The organism is Pseudomonas sp. LB3P25, assembly GCF_054897985.1.
Genome location: NZ_CM142711.1, coordinates 4,142,857 through 4,160,553, shown reverse-complemented (window position 1 = coordinate 4,160,553; position 17,697 = coordinate 4,142,857). Strand labels below are relative to the sequence as shown.

14 protein-coding genes and 4 pseudogenes are annotated in these 17,697 nt (G+C 56.8%); 12 read left to right on the top strand and 6 right to left on the bottom strand.

The genetic code is table 11. The features are described from left to right. Nucleotides 1–84: 84 nt before the first annotated feature. Nucleotides 85–1,395, bottom strand: coding sequence for an outer membrane protein transport protein (locus tag ACYZTW_RS18925; protein WP_462005793.1), 1,311 nt, complete (start codon nucleotides 1,393–1,395; stop codon nucleotides 85–87). A 474-nt stretch (nucleotides 1,396–1,869) separates the two neighbouring features. Between ACYZTW_RS18925 and ACYZTW_RS18920 the strand changes: the two are divergent. Beyond that, nucleotides 1,870–2,250 (top strand): annotated as a pseudogene (locus ACYZTW_RS18920) (acetyl-CoA C-acyltransferase); the annotation flags it as partial. Between the two features lie 130 nt (nucleotides 2,251–2,380). On the opposite strand, the gene ACYZTW_RS18915 reads toward ACYZTW_RS18920, so the two are convergent. Both ACYZTW_RS18915 and ACYZTW_RS18910 read right to left on the bottom strand, forming a co-directional pair. Beyond that, nucleotides 2,381–3,058, bottom strand: a complete 678-nt coding sequence (locus ACYZTW_RS18915) for a Crp/Fnr family transcriptional regulator (RefSeq protein ID WP_305489990.1) — start codon at nucleotides 3,056–3,058, stop codon at nucleotides 2,381–2,383. A 131-nt stretch (nucleotides 3,059–3,189) separates the two neighbouring features. Further along, on the bottom strand, nucleotides 3,190–4,038 hold the full coding sequence (locus tag ACYZTW_RS18910; RefSeq protein WP_462001294.1) for an SDR family oxidoreductase: 849 nt from the start codon (nucleotides 4,036–4,038) through the stop codon (nucleotides 3,190–3,192). 202 nt (nucleotides 4,039–4,240) lie between these two features. Between ACYZTW_RS18910 and ACYZTW_RS18905 the strand changes: the two genes are divergently transcribed. Genes ACYZTW_RS18905 through ACYZTW_RS18890 form a run of 4 tightly spaced genes read left to right on the top strand, consistent with a single transcriptional unit; the run spans nucleotide 4,241 to nucleotide 9,405 of the window. Further along, the gene (locus ACYZTW_RS18905) at nucleotides 4,241–5,215 is read left to right on the top strand and encodes an enoyl-CoA hydratase/isomerase family protein (protein WP_462001293.1); all 975 of its coding nucleotides are present in this window, start codon (nucleotides 4,241–4,243) and stop codon (nucleotides 5,213–5,215) included. Next, nucleotides 5,212–6,138 carry an alpha/beta hydrolase gene (locus tag ACYZTW_RS18900; protein WP_415769353.1) on the top strand — a complete coding sequence of 309 codons (927 nt, stop codon included), beginning with the start codon at nucleotides 5,212–5,214 and terminating at the stop codon, nucleotides 6,136–6,138. Before ACYZTW_RS18905 ends, ACYZTW_RS18900 begins: the two co-directional genes overlap by 4 nt. 39 nt (nucleotides 6,139–6,177) lie before the next feature. Then, nucleotides 6,178–7,638: a class I adenylate-forming enzyme family protein gene (locus ACYZTW_RS18895; RefSeq protein WP_462001292.1), complete on the top strand. Its 1,461-nt coding sequence runs from the start codon at nucleotides 6,178–6,180 to the stop codon at nucleotides 7,636–7,638. A 60-nt stretch (nucleotides 7,639–7,698) separates the two neighbouring features. Next, a complete protein-coding gene (locus ACYZTW_RS18890) occupies nucleotides 7,699–9,405 on the top strand; it encodes a GMC oxidoreductase (protein WP_462001291.1) in 1,707 nt (568 codons plus the stop codon). Between the two features lie 174 nt (nucleotides 9,406–9,579). Here ACYZTW_RS18890 and ACYZTW_RS18885 read toward each other — a convergent pair whose 3' ends face one another. Then, nucleotides 9,580–10,242 carry a TetR/AcrR family transcriptional regulator gene (locus ACYZTW_RS18885; RefSeq protein ID WP_462001290.1) on the bottom strand — a complete coding sequence of 221 codons (663 nt, stop codon included), beginning with the start codon at nucleotides 10,240–10,242 and terminating at the stop codon, nucleotides 9,580–9,582. Nucleotides 10,243–10,430: 188 nt separating this feature from the next. On the opposite strand from ACYZTW_RS18885, the gene ACYZTW_RS18880 reads away from it, so the two are divergent. From ACYZTW_RS18880 to ACYZTW_RS18870, 3 genes are read left to right on the top strand one after another with little or no spacing between them, the layout of a single operon-like run. After that, nucleotides 10,431–10,886 (top strand): DUF2147 domain-containing protein, encoded by a 456-nt coding sequence (locus ACYZTW_RS18880; protein WP_462001289.1) that lies wholly within the window; start codon nucleotides 10,431–10,433, stop codon nucleotides 10,884–10,886. 9 nt (nucleotides 10,887–10,895) lie between these two features. Further along, entirely contained in the window at nucleotides 10,896–11,897 is a 1,002-nt protein-coding gene (locus ACYZTW_RS18875) for an NADP-dependent oxidoreductase (protein WP_462001288.1), read from the top strand. 12 nt (nucleotides 11,898–11,909) lie between these two features. Continuing rightward, nucleotides 11,910–12,806: an alpha/beta fold hydrolase gene (locus tag ACYZTW_RS18870; protein ID WP_462001287.1), complete on the top strand. Its 897-nt coding sequence runs from the start codon at nucleotides 11,910–11,912 to the stop codon at nucleotides 12,804–12,806. 96 nt (nucleotides 12,807–12,902) lie between these two features. Here ACYZTW_RS18870 and ACYZTW_RS18865 read toward each other — a convergent pair whose 3' ends face one another. Next, nucleotides 12,903–13,895, bottom strand: coding sequence for a GlxA family transcriptional regulator (locus ACYZTW_RS18865; RefSeq protein WP_462001286.1), 993 nt, complete (start codon nucleotides 13,893–13,895; stop codon nucleotides 12,903–12,905). Between the two features lie 128 nt (nucleotides 13,896–14,023). Between ACYZTW_RS18865 and ACYZTW_RS18860 the strand changes: the two genes are divergently transcribed. From ACYZTW_RS18860 to ACYZTW_RS18850, 3 genes and pseudogenes are all read left to right on the top strand, one after another. Then, nucleotides 14,024–15,271: an acyl-CoA dehydrogenase family protein gene (locus tag ACYZTW_RS18860; protein ID WP_462001285.1), complete on the top strand. Its 1,248-nt coding sequence runs from the start codon at nucleotides 14,024–14,026 to the stop codon at nucleotides 15,269–15,271. A gap of 31 nt (nucleotides 15,272–15,302) precedes the next feature. Beyond that, nucleotides 15,303–16,016 carry an NAD(P)H-dependent oxidoreductase gene (locus tag ACYZTW_RS18855; RefSeq protein WP_462001284.1) on the top strand — a complete coding sequence of 238 codons (714 nt, stop codon included), beginning with the start codon at nucleotides 15,303–15,305 and terminating at the stop codon, nucleotides 16,014–16,016. Between the two features lie 113 nt (nucleotides 16,017–16,129). Next, nucleotides 16,130–16,324 (top strand): annotated as a pseudogene (locus ACYZTW_RS18850) (thioesterase); the annotation flags it as partial. 330 nt (nucleotides 16,325–16,654) lie between these two features. Here ACYZTW_RS18850 and ACYZTW_RS18845 read toward each other — a convergent pair. Next, nucleotides 16,655–17,512: pseudogene (locus ACYZTW_RS18845) on the bottom strand (CapA family protein); the annotation flags it as partial. 2 nt (nucleotides 17,513–17,514) lie between these two features. On the opposite strand from ACYZTW_RS18845, the pseudogene ACYZTW_RS18840 reads away from it, so the two are divergent. Continuing rightward, nucleotides 17,515–17,682, top strand: a pseudogene (locus ACYZTW_RS18840) (ABC transporter permease); the annotation flags it as partial. Nucleotides 17,683–17,697: the final 15 nt, after the last annotated feature.

Sequence of the window (17,697 nt, the reverse complement as noted above, 5' to 3'; positions counted from 1 at the left end):
TGTTTTTACACGTGCTGGGCCGCACGCTGACATGGGTTTGCTTATCAAGAGCCAACCCATGTCAGATAGAGCGTTGTGCTGGACTCAAAAACGATACGTCAGTTGCGCCACCAGGCCGTTGGCGCTGTTCTCGTACTTGGCGCTGTAGGCTGGCTGGAGTCCGGAGGTGTTGGCCTGGCTAACCGAACTGCTGCCTTCCCACAGGTAGGCGTAGGCGAGATCGACGGTGAGATCCTCGTTGGGTGAGTAACCGGCTCCCAAGGTCAGGGCTCGGCGATTGCCTACAGGAATGCGCACTTCCCGGTCTGCATTGGTGGTCGGTGACGGATCATAGGCAAAGCCCGCACGCAGCACCCACTGCTTATCAAGCTGATAGGATGCACCCACTGCCACCGAGAAGGTATCGTGCCAGTTCAGCTCTTCGCCAATGGTGTTAAAACCGAGTTGCTGCCCGAGCGCTGGCACACCTTTATTCTTTGCCTCGAGCTTTGGCAGACGACTCCAGCGCGTCCAGGTGGTACCCAGGTAACCGGTCCAACGTTCGTTGAAGCGATGAGTGAAAGAGGTATTCACCGACTCCGGAAGGGTCACATCCATCGATGTCTTGTACTTGCCGTTCAGGCCGAACGCGCTCGGAGAGTCGCTCACTTCAGTATGGCCTGTGAGGTGATAGTCGACCTTGGAATGGTAAGTAATGCCCCAGGTGGTGGCGTCACTCAGATCGACCATCAGACCAACGTTGTAGCCGAGTGCGGTATCGTCGCCCTTGATCTTGATCTGGGTGTCCGTGCCGGCATTCAGTGCGCCGGTGGCCAGTTCGCTCTGCAGATCGCCTTCTATGCGATTAATGGTTGGGCCGCCGCCGATGGTGATGCGCTCGTTGATACGATAAGCGAGAGTCGGCTGCAAGGTGATCACCTGTACCTTGCTATAGGAGCCATGATAGCGGCCTTGGAAGTTGCGTTCATAATCGTTGACCAGGCCTTGGGGGACATAAATACCCATTCCGAAGGTGAAGTCCTGATTGATCGGCGTAGAGAAGTAACCGAAAGGCACCGTAACCAGTGGTACTGAGTCGCCTTTGTTGCTGCCCGAGGCACTGCTCTGAGCGTCACTAATATCGACCTTGGCACTGATTACCGCAAAACCCCCACTGACCTCGGTGCGCTTGAGCTTGCTCAGGCCGGCGGGGTTGCCATAGACAGTGCTGGCATCCAGCGCCGTTGAGGCGCGGCCGGCATAGGCAGTGCCGGCGCCGCTGGCGCTTTGCTCGTTGACGGCCAGGCCATTGGCAACAGCGGTGGCGCAAAACGCGCAGGCGGTCAGTACGAAAGTGCTTTGGAGAATAATCTTGTTCACTGCTTTTACTCCGAACAGGGTGACAGCGTGGCTCATCACCACTTTGAGGCGATCACGTTTTCCGTCGTGCACAGGTGCAAAGAAGCGGATCTGATGTAACCGTAATGAGTGCTCATCTTCATGCTGTCCAAGGCTCACAAAGGGCTCTAGATCAGCGATGGCGGCATTGGCGGTCTTGACAGATTGGTGGGTAAAAAATGGGCTGTGTGATGAGACGTCGGTGGGACGGGGGGAGGAGGGATAGTGACGAGCGTTGGTGCATACATAAGAGATCTCCGGTAGCGCCTGGATTATTGTTATGGCAATGGCGCTTACGGAGTTGATGGTAGGGTGCGTTATTGGGAGGAAACGTCTTCCAGATTACATTGTGTAAGCTATTTTTCATTTCGCTTCTGAGTGATTGGATCTCCTACAGCTGAGTGATAGAAAAAAACACAACAATGTCTTCTGGACGACGTTGTTGAACTCTAGGGTCTCCTACCATCGGTCTCGGAAGCGCCACTCAATAACCGTGGGCTGGAACCTCTGGGGGTCTACCGCGGGATGACCGTAGCTGGCTGTGCCCCCGAGGAGATGGGCATCGGGCCGATCCATGCGATTCCAAAGCTCCTTAAACAGCACGGTCTCAGCGTCTCTGACATCGGATTGTGGGAAGTGAACGAGGCGTTCGCTTGCCAAGTGCTGTACTGCCGCAATCAGCTCGATATAGACCCTGCGCACTATAACGTCAACGGTGGAAGCATTTCGATTGGTCATCCCTATGGCATGACTGGCGCGCGCCTTGTTGGGCACGCACTGCTCGAGGGCAAACGTCGAGGAGTGAAGTTTGTAGTGGTGTCGATGTGCATCGGCGGCGGTATGGGCGCAGCTGGGTTATTCGAGGTCGTCTAGGTCGTTTAACAAGACCCTCGCCTCAAGGTTTTGGGGTGACGGAAAGGAGCCACGTCCCTTTGCGTCGCCCCATTTTTTGAAAGCCACTGATAGCAGTAACCTTCTCTGATTCCGGCTTACATTGTGTAGGCTATCGTTCGTTCAAGCGGTGATGCTCTCGAACGTAACGGTTCAGCCCTGGCAGGTCCTTGATAATGATCTTGCCGTAGAGCGGCTCTATCAGGCCCAGCCCTCTCAGTTCGTTGACCACTCGATTGACGCTTTGGCGTGTGCTTCCAACCATGAGGCCTATATCTACTTGAGAAAGCAGTAAATCGATCCCTCGATCAGAAGGCTTCTGCAGGTCACTGAGTTGAGCAAAGCGGGACGCGATTCTTGCCGCGACCGGCAAGGTCAGCAGCTCCTCGATCAACTGAAGTGCTACCCGCAAGCGACGGTTGATCTGGCATGCGAGTGCCGTTTCAACTTCATGATGCTGTTCGCGCAGCAGTTTCAAGTCACTCGCCGACCAGACCCTCAATTTGGTTTCTCCCCGGGTAGTCAGCGTGACGGGGGAGGGCTCGTCATCAGTCACGGGAGCATCGGCTACTATGTCGCCGGGTCCGTAGACATAGAGCAGAACCTCCTGGCCATCCTCGGTGAGAATGCATTTGCGGATGGCCCCGGAAACGATCTGGAAAATTTCCGTTACACGATCGCCGTTTTGATACAGGATCTTCGAATCGGCAACGGTTCTTGGATGAGCGCATCGCAGAACGGTATCCCGTACTTGAGGGCTCAGTTCATCGATCCAGTTGAAGCCTTTCATTTTTGGTGGCAGCTCCATTGTAGGCAATGTGCATCGGAATCCTGATGGAAAGCGATGTCGATCCGGGCCTGGCCGGTCGCGCTTTCGGATGTCTCGTCCTGGTTCGTTTTCGAGAGTCGTAAACCTCTCCTTTATCGCGCAATGCGTTGGACGATCCAGCGGCTGAGGGCCGGCGGCGCGAGACGAGTGGCGATCGCTAGAAATCCGGCTTGCAGGCCGACAGTCCGGTGGGTTTTGTGGATGCATCGTTTTGCCGTCGCGCAAGCCCATACCGTGGATGCGACGTCATGTGGTGTGAGACGAATGCCCAGCGATTTGGCGCTGGGGATACGACCGTAATCGTCAGCCATTGCGGTCTTTACGAAGCTCGGCCAGATATCACTCACGCGGATGCCGAACTTGCTCCATTCGAGCTCGAGCCCTTCGGTGAATCCGCGCACGGCGAACTTGGTCGCCGAGTAGGTTGCCAGTTCAGGCTGGCCATAGATTGCGGTGGCCGAGGCCATATTGATGACATGAGAGGAGGGCGTCCCCCGCAGGTATTGGAAGGCGCTGTGGCAGCCGGTGATCATTCCCAGAACGTTCACGTCAAGCATTGCATGGTGTCTGGTCAACGGAACGGCTTCAAACTGCCCGGCTGTGAGAATCCCCGCATTATTGAGCAGCACGTCAAGCCGCTGGCCGCTTTGCGCCCAGAAATCCGTAAGTACCCGTTCCCATGCTGCAGGATCGCTTACGTTGAGAGCTCCAGAGATGGCGTTTCCCTCTCCCAAGGTCGCGGCGACCGCGGCGACACCCTCAGAATCAATATCGTATAGACCAACGAACCAACCGCGCTGCGCAAACAACTCAGCGCAGGCGCGACCGATTCCGGAAGCAGCGCCTGTGACGAGGATTGCTGGCCTCCATTCTGGAAGAGGGGATTCAGACGGATTCCTGGTGGCCGGATTAATCTGTACCACAGTGATGTGCGGTTTCATTTTATGAAGTTCCCTTCAGGTGCGGGTTGGTGCATGACACGGGGAGCGAGCCATAAGAGTACATATTGCGACGGTAATATAACAGTGTTATGTTTGTTGTATAACAGTGTTATTTTGTTCCTCCGGCTGATTTGCTGACTGTCCGGAGGCTACTGATGGGGGGCGCGCTTGCTCTCCACGCTTGTCCCGGAGGATCTAAGAGATGACGAAGACGCATACACCGCCCGAGCACCTTGAAGTGGAGCCCCGAGGCTCTGTCCTGGTTGCGCGGCTGGATGGAGGTCCACACGGGCTGATGGGGTTGGAGATGGCTAATGAGCTTTCGGAGCTATTGGACAAGCTAGAGTCCGATACCGCGGTAAAAGCGGTGGTGCTCACCGGAACTCATCCTGAGCGTTTCATCGGTCATGCAGACGTACGTTGGCTACAGGAAGGTGGAAAGAGTATCCCGTCGGTCGGGCGCACTGCTGCCTCGGCTATCGCTCGAACTGCAAAGAGCGTTCGCGGAGTTCCGCCTTTGGCGGCAGCTGCGTCTCTGACACCGCTGGAGGGCGGGATGCAGCTTGACAAGCTGCACGACACTTTTCTGCGGATGAACCGCAGCGGCGTCATTTTCATCGCCGCTCTGAACGGGTCTGCGCTGGGGCTGGGCAGCGAACTCGCGCTAGCCTGCGACGCCCGTCTGATGGCGGATGGCGATTTCTTCATCGGGCAGCCAGAGGTGCTTCTTGGAATCCTTCCCGGTGGCGGGGGCACTCAGCGATTACCACGGCTGGTCGGTGCCCATCGAGCGCTTATGCTGATGCTCGAAGGCAGGCCGGTGTCGCCACAGAAAGCGCTCGAAATAGGGTATATCGACGAAGTGGTTGCTCCGGATGCGCTGCTTGAGCGAGCCATTGAGCTGGCCCGGTATCTGGGCTCTCGACCCAAGGGTGCCATTGAGGCTATCAAGCGGGCTGTGTACTTCGGCGGATCAGCCACTCTCGATGAGGGGTTGCACATGGAGCGCACCGAATTCATCAAGATCTCGCCTTCCGAGACTGCGCAATCGCTAATGGTCGAATACCTTGAACGCACCGTTCGCGACGGCAATGTGCCGTTCTACAGCCCGGCCATTTTCGAGCAAACGCTCGAGCAAGGCTCCTTGCCCCTGCAAGGCGGGGGAGGCAGGAAATGAATCAAATGTCACAGCTTCCCTACCTATTCACTCGCCAGGACATCCGCTTTGACTCGGGTGAAACCTACTGTTCGGCCTGGCTCTACCTGCCGGTCGGAGTAGAGAAACCGCCGATTGTAGTACTCGGTCACGGACTCGGTGCGGTTCGCGAGATGCGCCTCGACGCCTTTTCTGAGCGATTCGCCGCTGCGGGAATCGCTACATTGGCCTTTACCTACCGTTATTTCGGAGACAGTGGTGGTCGCCCCAGGCAGTTGATGTCTGTGAAGCGGCAACTTGCTGATTGGGATGCGGCGCTGGACTTCGTCAAAGGCTGCGCGGATGTCGATGGGAGACGGGTTGCCGTATGGGGAAGCTCGTTTGGGGGAGGGCATGCGATCACCGTGGCCAGTCGGCATCCCGAGTTACTGGCTGCCATCAGTCAGTGCCCCTTTACCGACGGTCTGGCCTCCGCCGCCGCACTGGGTGTGAAGGGATCGCTGCAGGTAGCCCCGGTGCTCTTGCGTGATTTTGCGGCCAAGCTGCTGGGTCGTCCGCCAGTGATGGTGCCAATCGCTGCCGCTCCCGGTCAGCCGGCCTTGATGAATGCCCATGATGCCCTGCCGGGTTATCTGGCCTTGGTGCCGAAAGGGATGGTGTTCGTCAATCACGTCGCCGCGCGGGTGCTTCCGGAGATCATGGCTTATCGACCCGGACGCTCCGCCTCCAAGGTGAAGTTTCCCATCCTGTTTTGCGTCAGCACCACTGACACCGTCACGCCACCGGAACAGACGATTGCCCTGGTGCGCAAGGCGCCGCATGGAGAGACCAGGCTTTATTCCGCTGGGCATTTCGAGTTCTACATGGGCGAGGCGTTCGAAGAACTGGTGAAGGATCAGACCCAGTTTCTGACGAAACATCTACTCGGCTCTTCAACCTACTGATTCAAGCGTTTTCGTCACTTTTCAGAGAGAACAAAAATAATGTGTTTTTCCAAGCTTTCAGATTTACGCGCGGTGTCAGAGCCTGATGGTCTGTGCATCGCTGACGACAGCAGCAATCTGACTAACCGGCAGTTCCATTCCCGGGTCCTCGCAGCGGCGGGAGTCTTCGCGGATAGGGGTGTAGGCGTTGGAGACGTCGTCGCCATCATGTTGCCCAACCAGGTGGAGTTTGTAGTGGCGATGTTCGCCGCCTGGCGTCTGGGGGCGGCGGTCACGCCGATCAATCCTGGGCTGACCAGCAAGGAAGCAACCCATCAACTGGTTGATTCGGGGGCGAAGCTGCTCATCAACGTCAGCGGCGAAGTCATAGTCCCGAATCTGCTGTCCCTGCCTGTTGCCACTCTGGAAACGGGGGCGTCCTACACCGGCGTACCCTTTGAAGAGCCTGGCGCACTGGCACTGTTGATCTACACCAGTGGCACTACCGGCCTGCCGAAGGGCGTGATGCTCGATCACGCCAATATTGAGGCCATGTCGGAAATGGGGCGAAACTCACTCAAGGTCACGGCAGCAGACCACTGTTTATTGATACTTCCACTCTTTCACGTAAACGGCATTGTGGTGAGCACGCTCGTCCCGCTATCAAGCGGTGGTCGGGTTTCGATTCGCAAGCGTTTCAACGTCGACACGTTTTTTGAGGATGTCGAGTGGCTTCGACCCACGTACTTCTCTGCAGTGCCAACCATCTACGCAATGCTTAACGCGTTACCTCGCGAGGTAAAACCTTATACCTCCAGTCTTCGGTATGGCATCTGCGGCGCGGCGCCTGCATCGGCGGAACTACTGAAAAAATTTGAAGCTCGCTTCGGTTTTCCGCTGCTTGAGGGATATGGCCTGTCCGAAGGCACGTGCGCTTCGACCATCAACCCCTTCGACGGCCTACGCAAGGTCGGTACGGTCGGGCTGCCCTTCATCGGGCAACGCATTGCAATCGCCGACCCGAGCGGTGTGCATTTGCCACAGGGCGCCACTGGCGAGGTGCTGGTTCAAGGTCCTAACGTCATGCGTGGTTACCTTGGGAAGCCCGAGGAAACAGCGAAGACCATTGTCGATGGCTGGCTGCACACCGGCGACATTGGCCGGATCGACGAAGACGGTTATCTGGTCATCGTCGGGCGCCTTAAAGAGATGATCATTCGCGGCGGCGAGAACATCTACCCGAAGGAGATCGAGGATGTGTTGTTCGAATTTCCGGGGGTTCTTGAAGCAGCAGTGATTGGTGTCCCTCACGAGACCCTTGGCGAAATTGTTGTTGCCTATGTCGCGTTTCGTGCGGGATTCGCCGGTACCCAGGAGGACTTGAGCGAGCACTGCACTGACCGGCTGACGCGTTACAAAAGACCTTCCACGATCAACATCATCGACAGCCTGCCAAAGAATGCCGTGGGCAAAGTCGACAAGCTGAGGCTGCGCAAGATGTGGACCGAATATGTCGATTGACAGGTAATTACCTGATGGACTTTAGGCGCAAAGCAATCGGCACGTAGAAGGGGACACATCATGAAAAACGCAGACTTCGACTGGCTGGTGATCGGATCGGGATTTGGCGGCAGCGTCTCGGCGCTGCGCCTCGTGGAGAAAGGCTATCGCGTCGGGGTACTCGAGCGCGGCCGTCGCTATCGCGACGAAGACCTCCCCAAGTCGGCCTGGCAGTTCAACAAGTATCTGTGGGCACCCGCATTGGGTTTGAAGGGCATCATGCGCATGTCGCTGTTTCGCCATGTCTTTTTTCCCAGCCAGTCGGGTGTCGGTGGCGGCAGCACCGTGTATGGCGGTGTGTTGTACCGCGCCAAGCCAGAGTTCTTCGAAAACGTGCAGTGGCGGGAGCTCGGCCACTGGGAAAGGCTATTGCAGCCTCACTACGATACGGCCGAACACATGCTTGGGGTAAAGACGGTGCCATTCGACTCGACGAACCAGCAACTGGCCCGGGAGATGGCGCAACACTTCGGAACCGAAGACACATTCACTCGAGCACCCACCGGAGTGTTCTTTGGCGAACCGGGCAAAACCGTCAAGGACCCCTATTTCGGTGGGGAAGGGCCTGACCGTACCGGGTGTATACGTTGCGGCGCCTGCATGGTGGGATGCCGCGTCGGTGCCGTGAACTCGCTGGTGAAAAACTACCTGTGGTTCGCAGAGAAACGCGGCGTGCAGATATTGGCAGAGCGTGAGGTCGTTGATGTGAGCCCCCTCGGGGCAGCCGATGGTAGTGACGGCTACCGTGTGACCGCCCAGCGCCCCGGCGCCTGGTTCACCCGTGATCGCCGTACTTACACCGCCCGCGGAGTGATCTTCGCCGGCGGGGCTCTCGGTACCAACGAATTATTGGCCAACTGTAAGCACGGCGGCTCGTTGCCCCGGGTCAGCGATCGCCTTGGTGAACTGGTGCGCACCAACAGCGAATCGGTTCTGAACGTGCGCTTGCCCGAGGACCGCAAGACCTGGAACGATGTTACTGCCAGCAGCAGTGTGCACGTCGATCAGGATACCCACATCGAGTTTCTCACCTACGGTCGCAACGCCGACTTCCTCAGTTTGCTTTGCACGTTGCTGGTCGGTAAGGGTAACCGCGTAACGCGGCCGCTGAAGTGGCTGGGGAATATCGTGTTGCACCCAGCGCGATGGCTCAAGTCGCTATGGCCATGGGGCTGGAGCCGACGCATGGTGATGCTGTTAGTGATGCAGACATTGGACAATGCGATCGCACTTCGCCCCAGCAAGCGTTGGCTGGGTCGCGGCTACCGCCTCGTCACCGAGCAGAATCGCGACAAGCCAAATCCGACTTACATCGAGATGGGCAACCAGGCGGCTCAATGGTTGGCCAGGCACACCGGCGGTATTGCCCAGAGCAACGTACTGGAAGCGCTGGGCAACATTCCGACAACAGCCCATGTGCTGGGCGGTGCCGTGATCGGCGCCGATGCCCAAAGCGGTGTGATTGATCAGAACCTACACGTTTTTGGTTACCAGAACATGTTGGTTTGTGACGGCGCTGCGATGCCTGCAAATCCTGGGGTTAATCCTGCGCTGACCATCACGGCACTCGCCGAGTACGCAATGGCGCAGATTCCACAGGCCCGCAATAACGAAGGTGTTCATGAGCGAGGTGAGGCGGTAGCTACGAAACCGTCCAGTGGCGTGCTCAGCCACCCTGATAATCAGCGCGTGGCCTCGATACAGATCCCTATCCTGCTGCACATATGAGCATTGAGCCGCAAAGCATACGAGCATCTGTCATGACCGGTTCCTTCTCTGCATGAGCGAACCGGTTGACCCAACCTCTGAACATGCCGAGTGGCTGCGTACTTGAACTGAAATACTGTTCGCTCCGCGTTACTGCAGGGTTGCGCGGTTTTTTCAAGGTTCTAGCGGAGTTGCCTACCCGGCAATTACGCCAGCAGTGGAAGATTCTACTTTTTCGCGCTTCGCTCCCAAGCCGACAACAATGTTGTTACACGTCGCTACCAGGATCTGCGAAGCAGGATTGGCCGTGCCTGCGAAGTGGCCAGCGAGTTCGAGCATGATGAATCCATGCGCGGCACTCCACAGCTGTGGCGCGATGAGGGCAGGATCGATTTTGCGAACGCATTTGGCATCAACCAAGCGAGCGCACGCGTTGATCAGAATCGCGTATGTCGCCTTGAAGGCTTCCGATTGCCCATCTGCAATCGATTTCATGGCACCTCGTGAGGGGCTATATCTGCCGTCAATCGAAAGACCAAACATTAAGTCGTACAGATGGGGATTGCTTCGTGCAAGGTCTCGGCAAGCCAGGAGCATCGCACACAAGTCGGTTATCGGATCATCCGTGATTGGCACACGCTTGAAGACTGCAGCCAACCGCTTGAATCCCTCGTCAGCGACTGCTTGTAGAAGTTCCGGCACTCCGCCGAAGTGTGTGTAAACCCCCATCGTCGACAGGCCGGCTTCGCTCGCTACCGAACGGGCCTTGACTTCGGACGGGCCGTTAGTCGCAAGCACACGGATGGTTGCCTCGACGAGGCGGGTGGGGGCATTAGGAAGTGAGTTATCAGTGGTCATGTTGCAATACTGCCATAACGGCGTTATGTTAATCAAATAACAACGTTATATTACTGGCGCGACTGGAAGCTTGCTCAGAAAGCGATCTGAACACAGCGAGCGCAATCCGATAGCCGTAAGCCACAGGGCCAATCTCATACTGGCATCAGGCCGACAAGAAAATTCGCTCAATCATGAGGATTCAGACAATGCGTACGCTCAAAGCAGGTGTCTTCGGACTCACCCTGGCAGCAGCAGTCATGTCATCGGCACTGTGGGCAGACGACAATTCGCCGGTTGGCCTGTGGCAAAACATCGACGATGTCAGTGGCAAGCCGAGGGCATTGATTCGAATCACCGAGTCCGATGGCACTCTGAAGGGCGTTATCGAAAAAGCGTATCCCGCCCCGAGCGAAGACCAGAATCCGAAGTGCGGTAAATGTGATGGCGTGAACAAGAATGCGTCGATTGTAGGCCTGACCATTCTCACCGGTTTGCGCAAGGACGGCGAAGAATACACCGATGGCGAAATCCTCGATCCGGATAACGGCAAGGTCTATAGCAGTAAAGTCCACCTGACCGACAACGGTAAAAAACTCAGCGTGCGCGGCTATATTGGCACGCCGCTGCTGGGGCGTTCACAGACCTGGGTACGCCAGGAGTAAGGAAGTACGATGAAAGCATTCATTATCGAACGCTATGGAAAAAAAGTTGCGTTACGGGCGACCGAAATGCCAGAACCTGAATTGGGCAAGGATGACGTTTTAGTCCAGATTCATGCGGCGGGTGTGAACCCTCTGGATTTAAAAATCAGGGACGGTGAGTTCAAAATGATTTTGCCTTATCGCATGCCGCTTATTCTGGGCAATGATTTGGCCGGGGTCGTCGTGCGGGTTGGCTCACAAGTGCAGCAATTCAAGCCGGGCGATGAGGTCTATGCGCGGCCAGATGACGATCGAATCGGTGCATTTGCTGAATTTATTGCGATCAATCAAGGCTCGCTGGCGATCAAGCCGAAAGATCTCAGCATGGAAGAAGCGGCTTCGATCCCTCTGGTTGGCTTGACGGCCTGGCAGGCGCTGGTCGAAAAAGCGAACCTGAAGAAAGGTCAAAAGGTGCTTATCCATGCGGGCTCCGGTGGCGTGGGAACATTGGCCATTCAGCTGGCCAAGCACCTGGGGGCGACTGTCGCGACGACCACGAGCACGGCGAATGTCGAGTGGGTGAAGCGCCTTGGTGCAGATATCGTGATCGATTACCGCAAAGACGATTTCGAAAAGGTCCTGCACGATTACGATGTGGTCTTGAACAGCCTGGGCACGGATACACTTGAGAAATCGTTGCGCATACTCAAGCCTGGTGGAAAGCTCATCTCGATCTCTGGACCACCGGATGCTGATTTTGCGAAAAACGCTGGATTGTCCGGATTCCTGAAACTGGTCATGGGCCTGTTGAGTTACGGGATCAGGAAAAAAGCCAAACGCCGTGGCGTCAGCTATTCATTCCTTTACATGAAAGCCAGCGGTAACCAGTTGCGTAAGCTTACTGCGCTCATCGATTCCGGTGTCATACGCCCGGTGGTGGACCGGGTTTTTCCATTCGAATCGACCCCGGATGCCTTGGCTTATGTTGAAACCGGTCGGGCAAAAGGCAAGGTCATCGTCAAGGTGAAATAACGAGACGACCCCATGTTCGAAAACTTCGAAACGCACCAAATTACCGTAGGCGATGTGGAAATTGCCTGTGTTGCAGCGGGTAAAGGCGAACCCATCCTGATGCTCCACGGTTTTCCGCAGACCATGGCGCTCTGGGCACGTATCGCACCTGAGCTGGTCGCGCGTGGCTATCGGGTTGTCTGTGCTGATTTGCGTGGGTATGGGGCATCGGATAAGCCGCCGCTTCAAGCGGATCTGTCAAATTACGGATTTCGCGCCATGGCCGCGGATCAGGTCGGACTGATGCGTGTGCTCGGACATGAACGGTTCCATCTTGTTGGACACGACCGTGGCGCGCGCACTGCATACAGGATGACACTGGATCATCCAGACGTGGTGGCGAGCGTCACGCTGATGGACATCGTTCCTACGGCTGTGATGCTGACAGATCTGCGCAAGGACATAGCCCACAGTTACTGGCATTGGTTTTTTCTTTCTCAGCCCGCACCCTTTCCGGAGCGCATGATTGCGGCGGATCCCGATTTCTTTTTCGAGAGCTGCCTTTTCGGCTGGGGTGCCGCAGGGCCGGAGGATTTTGATGCTGACCAACTGGCGGCGTATCGGAAAGCCTGGCGTGATCCGGCAACGATCGCTGGGTTTTGCAACGACTATCGTGCCGCACTCACTGTGGATCTGGCAGACGACATGTCCGATTCCGGACGACGCATCACCGCGCCCGCGCTGATCCTCTATGGCGCCTCAGGTGCGATGGCCAAGCACTATGATTTACCCGCCACTTGGGTGGATCGCTGCACGATGATGGAGGCTTCTGCGATAGCGGGCGGACATTTTTTTGCTGATTCCCGGCCGGACGAGGTCATTGAGCGAGTCGCCGCATTTTTGGCAAGCCATCCCTTGCAATCTTGCTGAAAACCTCCCGTGCATTCTTTGTCCTCGCCAGCACGGTAGGCGAGGGTGGCGGTTTGCAGCGAATGGGTCAGGCGATCCGCTGGCGACAGTGCTTGGTCAGTTCTCCATGGGTAACTGAAACCTGGCTCGATAAGCGCCCGGAGTGAATCCAACGCGTTCACGGAACAGGCGTGCAAACGAGCTGATATCACTGTAACCGACATAGTGAGCGATTCGCTCGGTACTCAGGTCGCCAGCCTCCAGTAAAGCTCGCGCCGTATCAACGCGTAGGTTCTGCAGATAGGTGAGCGGTGACTGCTCAAGCACCTTATTGAAGCGGCGTATCAATGTACGTTCGCTGACGGCCAACTTCTGCGCCAGGTCTGTCATGCGCACCTGTTCCGCCAAGTGATCCTGAAGCCACTTTTGCGCGCGTTGAATCAAGGGATCATTGTGGGTCTTGTCGGCGATAAGCGGCTGGAAAGGTGTCTGCGTCGTTTGGGTCAAATCGATCAGCATGCTGCGGGCGCATTGCCTGGCGATGGCCTCTCCCGCGAATTTGTTAAGCACGTGAACCGCTTGCAACAAAAATGTGGCATGTGCGCCACCGCATACCAGACGTTCAGATTCAGTCACCACTGGACGCATTTGCAGATCAACCTTTGGGAATCTGCTGCGGAAATGCTCCTCCAGCCACCAAGTGGTGGTCGCCACTTTGTTATCAAGCAAACCCGTCTCGGCAAGTAGAAACGTGCCAGTGCAATTTGCGCACAACCATGCGCCATTTCGCCATTGCTTAACCAGCCAGTCACGGACAGCCAGGTGCTTTTCCAGGAAGCCCTCGAAATGCTGCCAGCCGCGATAATGCAGGCTGGGAATAAAGACCAAATCATAATGCTGGTTCTTCGGCAGCGCCCGCATGCCAAGCTCGAGGCCATTGCTCGCGCGCACAGGCAACCCGTTCTGCGATATGAAATGCCATTCAAACAGACCTGACGGTGGCATCCCCTGTTTTGACATGTGCGCGTTGGCAACCTGAAGCATGTCAGCAAAACCTCCCACAACGGAGGCATAGGAGTCGTCAAAACCCAGAATCGCAACGGTGGTCATGGCGGAACCTTTTTTGGCGTGGATGGCGATATTCGCATATTTACCGTCGTTTTTGCCTATTACGTCATTCCATCAGTTTCCATACCGTTCACATCACGTTGCTTCCCCAGCCTGCAGAAGAGATAACCATGACCCATCTTGCCAATACTTCGGTCAATGCGACTGTTGCGCGTCACCAGGATCGCCTGTATCACGACCTGGATACCCCGCAGGAAATCCTGGCTATCCGCCAGGAGATTCGTCGCTTCGCCGACGAACATGTCGCCCCGGTGGCCTACGCCATTGGCCACACAGAGGAGTCCGTTGCAGCGTTCCCGCGTGACTTGTTCGCCAAAATGGCCAAGGCCGGTTTATTTGGCATTCCCTTTACCGCTGATGTGGGTGGGCGAGGGCTCAAATACCCCACCGCAGCCACTGCGGTGATGATCGAGGAGCTGGCTTACCATTCGAACTCGGTGGCCGCCATCGTGGACGTGCATTGCATTCTCGCGGGTAATGCGCTGAACCACGGGGCGGACTCGATCAAGCAACGCTATCTCAGGCCTTTGCTCAGCGGCGACAAGATCGGGAGTTTCGCAACTACCGAGCCGGATGCCAGTACCGACTTGAGCGTTGAAGCCATGGGCACCCACGCTACGCGCACAGAGGATGGCTACATCGTCAACGGCCGCAAGCGCTTCATTTCCAACGCACCAGTTGCCGACTTCGTCGTATTGCTCTGTGTCGATGGCGCGCGCATGACTGAGCTGGTGGTCGAGTTGAATTGGCCAGGTGTACGTGTTGGCGAACCCGACAAGAAAATGGGCAACCATGGCCAACTGACGGCGGACATCTACTTCGACAACGTCAAAGTGCCCATGACGAATGTTGTTGGCCAGCCCGGTGAAGGTCTCAAGATAGCCTTGCAAACGCTGACATTCGGACGCATAGGGATTGCCGCCAGCGGGACCGGCATGGCTCAGGCATTGTTTGATCACAGTATCGCGCGGCTCAAGACGCGCCGGGCGTTTGGCAAAGCCATCGCGCAGTTCCAACACTGGCAGTTCAAGATGGCTGAACGCGCCACTGAAATCGAGAACGCCCGCAACCTGTATCTCAAGGCGGCGTTGCGCATGGACGAAGGACTCGCTTTCCCGGAACCCGAGGCCGCGATGGCCAAATGGTACGGCACCAACCTTGCCGGTGAATTCGCCCGCGACGCGGTACAGATCTTTGGTGGCTACGGCTTTATGCGCGAGCTCGCGGCGGATGGTTCGCACTACCGTGTCGAAGAGATCTATCGCGACTGCAAGATCGCCGAAATCTATGAGGGAACCAATGAGATTCAGAAGCTAGTCATTGCACGTGCCATCTTCGGTAAAGACATCACCGGCTGATTGGATGGCCAACCCAATGGAGAGCTGCCCAATGCACATCCTCATTATCCACGCGCACAACGAGCCGCAATCGTTCAATGCGGCCATGAAAGATCTGGCGGTCGAAGAACTGCGGGGGCAAGGGCACTCTGTCGAAGTGTCTGACCTGTATGCCATGAACTGGAATCCGATCGCCAGCGCGGCTGACTTTGGCAGCCGCGTCAATTCCGAGTACCTGACGTATGCCTTGGAGCAGCGTCACAATTGCTCGCAACGCACACTGGCACCGGACATCCAGAAGGAGCTGGATAAGTTGCTGGACGCCGATCTGGTGATCTTCAACTTCCCAATCTATTGGTTCTCGATGCCGGCGATCATGAAAGGCTGGATAGACCGAGTATTGGTATCTGGCGTCTGCTATGGCGGAAAGCGCTTTTACGATCAGGGCGGCCTGGTTGGCAAGAAGGCCATGCTCGCCATTACTGTCGGCGGTCAACCACACATGTTGGTGAGCGGCGGCGTGCACGGTGAACTCAACGATATGCTCCGTCCTATCCTGCGTGGAACGTTGGCCTATACCGGGATGACTGTGCTTCCGACCTTTGTTGCCTATCACGTACCGTACATTTCCCAGGAAGCACGTGTCACTCAGTTAGCGATGTATCGACAGCACCTGCGCTCGCTGGACACACTGCAAGGGCTTTCATTCGTCTCACTTGATGAGTTCGATGAGAAATTGCACCCGATTTCCGCTCCGAATCCCTAGCAGACACCACGTTTGCCTACATAGTTTTCTCACCATCGGTATCCCTATGAATCTCTGGTTTCGTCTTCTGCTTCTGCTGTTTCGTAGACCCTGGCGTAAGCCGGTCGATGGACGGCGTGGTCGTGATGCGAGGTCTTTTCCGCTCTGCAGACGGCACGATTCCACCTGATGATTTCGTCCGAGAGTTGGGAATAGCAGAGCGCCCGCCCGTGATGTCCAAATGGTTGACAGACTGGTCGCAAAGTTGCGATGACATGAGCCGGCAGCTTCGAAGTGAAGAGGGTCTATCTGACTTGAGTTGCAGTTAACGTGGTGGGCCGTTTCCAGTCTGACCGCTAGAGCCAGGGATCACGTCCTTTCTCCTCTTGATACCCACTGAAAACAAGTCCAGAATCAAGTCCTTTCCTGTTTCAGGAAGCAACGAAACCCTTTAGATTTCAATGGGTCGGACGCCAGATGCGAGTCTCGTTTCCCGCTCCAAGCATTAAAAAATGGATCTCTGAAAAGAGGTCCATTTTTTTCGTCCAAAGAAAAGTCTTTCTTTGGCTTTTCCCGCGACATCCTCTGAAAAAAAACATGGCCGCCTTGGATAGGGTGGGGGTTTGTGGGGCGGTTACTTTAGTCGGGTGCAGACGCTCCTACCAACGCAACTCGAAGGCATTTTTCGCGCCCGGCTGGATGCTGCTGCCCAAGCGTGCGCACTCGCGAGAAAGGGTGCCGTGCAGCCATTGACGGTCATCCCCTTCGGCGCGACAGATGCGAAAACGATGGAGGCGGGTGGGTATCAGGTCCAGCGACTGCAGGTGCCCGCCTGGGCCCAGCGAGGCAAAGTATAGAAGCCCCAGGTCGCCGCGAAAGGCGGTATGGCCCTCGATGCCTTCGTAATCGTTCAGCAGATCACCGCAGCCATAGAGAATCAGGCGTTTGCGGTACACCTCGATGCCCTTGATGTGGTGCGAGGAATGCCCGTGCACCACGTCAACTCCGGCCTCGTCGATCAAGGCATGGGCGAACCGGACCTGCTCCCGCGGGATATCGAACCCCCAGTTGCCACCCCAGTGAATGGAGGCGACCACCAGATCCCCCGGATTTTTGCCCTCGAGAATCCGTTTGGCCACAGGGCGCAGGCTTTGCATCGACAGATCCTCCAGCCGCGCGACACCCGCGCGCCTATCCGTGGCGGCCCAGTCCGGCGCAATGCCGCTGTCGGGTGCGCCGAGGCCAAACACCAGCAAGCGCCGCCCGCCAGGCTGCGGCAGCACGGCGGGCGCTTCGGCAGATTGTCGGTTGTGCCCGGCGCCGGCGCTGCACATACCGTTGCTCGCCAGGGTCTCTAGCGTATCGGCCAAGCCGACTGCCTCCCAGTCCAGCACATGGTTGTTGGCCAGCACGCAGCAGTCGATGCCGGCTGCGCTGATGGCTGGGAAGTTCTCCGGGCTCATGCGGTAATTGATGCCCTTTTGCTCCGGTCGTCCGCGGCGGGACACAGCCGTTTCCCTCTGCTGTGCGCAAGGGTACAGCAGTGGATTACGGGGCGAACATCGTCGCGTTGTCAGGGATTTCCATTCCGCACTTCTGGCTCGGAATCCTGCTGATCATGGTTTTCGCCGTGAAGCTGCGATGGCTGCCCGCCTCGGGTTTCGTCACCCTCGGCGAGGATCTCGGGCTACCGGGAGGTCGT

Excerpts from the sequence above, each read along its gene's own strand:
- ACYZTW_RS18855 (WP_462001284.1), top strand. The coding sequence starts at position 15,303 with ATGCACATCCTCATTATCCACGCGCACAACGAGCCGCAATCGTTCAAT.
- ACYZTW_RS18880 (WP_462001289.1), top strand. The coding sequence starts at position 10,431 with ATGCGTACGCTCAAAGCAGGTGTCTTCGGACTCACCCTGGCAGCAGCA.
- ACYZTW_RS18860 (WP_462001285.1), top strand. The coding sequence starts at position 14,024 with ATGACCCATCTTGCCAATACTTCGGTCAATGCGACTGTTGCGCGTCAC.
- ACYZTW_RS18875 (WP_462001288.1), top strand. The coding sequence starts at position 10,896 with ATGAAAGCATTCATTATCGAACGCTATGGAAAAAAAGTTGCGTTACGG.
- ACYZTW_RS18885 (WP_462001290.1), bottom strand. The coding sequence starts at position 10,242 with ATGACCACTGATAACTCACTTCCTAATGCCCCCACCCGCCTCGTCGAG.
- ACYZTW_RS18910 (WP_462001294.1), bottom strand. The coding sequence starts at position 4,038 with ATGAAACCGCACATCACTGTGGTACAGATTAATCCGGCCACCAGGAAT.
- ACYZTW_RS18865 (WP_462001286.1), bottom strand. The coding sequence starts at position 13,895 with ATGACCACCGTTGCGATTCTGGGTTTTGACGACTCCTATGCCTCCGTT.
- ACYZTW_RS18870 (WP_462001287.1), top strand. The coding sequence starts at position 11,910 with ATGTTCGAAAACTTCGAAACGCACCAAATTACCGTAGGCGATGTGGAA.
- ACYZTW_RS18890 (WP_462001291.1), top strand. The coding sequence starts at position 7,699 with ATGAAAAACGCAGACTTCGACTGGCTGGTGATCGGATCGGGATTTGGC.
- ACYZTW_RS18905 (WP_462001293.1), top strand. The coding sequence starts at position 4,241 with ATGACGAAGACGCATACACCGCCCGAGCACCTTGAAGTGGAGCCCCGA.
- ACYZTW_RS18915 (WP_305489990.1), bottom strand. The coding sequence starts at position 3,058 with ATGAAAGGCTTCAACTGGATCGATGAACTGAGCCCTCAAGTACGGGAT.
- ACYZTW_RS18900 (WP_415769353.1), top strand. The coding sequence starts at position 5,212 with ATGAATCAAATGTCACAGCTTCCCTACCTATTCACTCGCCAGGACATC.
- ACYZTW_RS18925 (WP_462005793.1), bottom strand. The coding sequence starts at position 1,395 with ATGAGCCACGCTGTCACCCTGTTCGGAGTAAAAGCAGTGAACAAGATT.
- ACYZTW_RS18895 (WP_462001292.1), top strand. The coding sequence starts at position 6,178 with ATGTGTTTTTCCAAGCTTTCAGATTTACGCGCGGTGTCAGAGCCTGAT.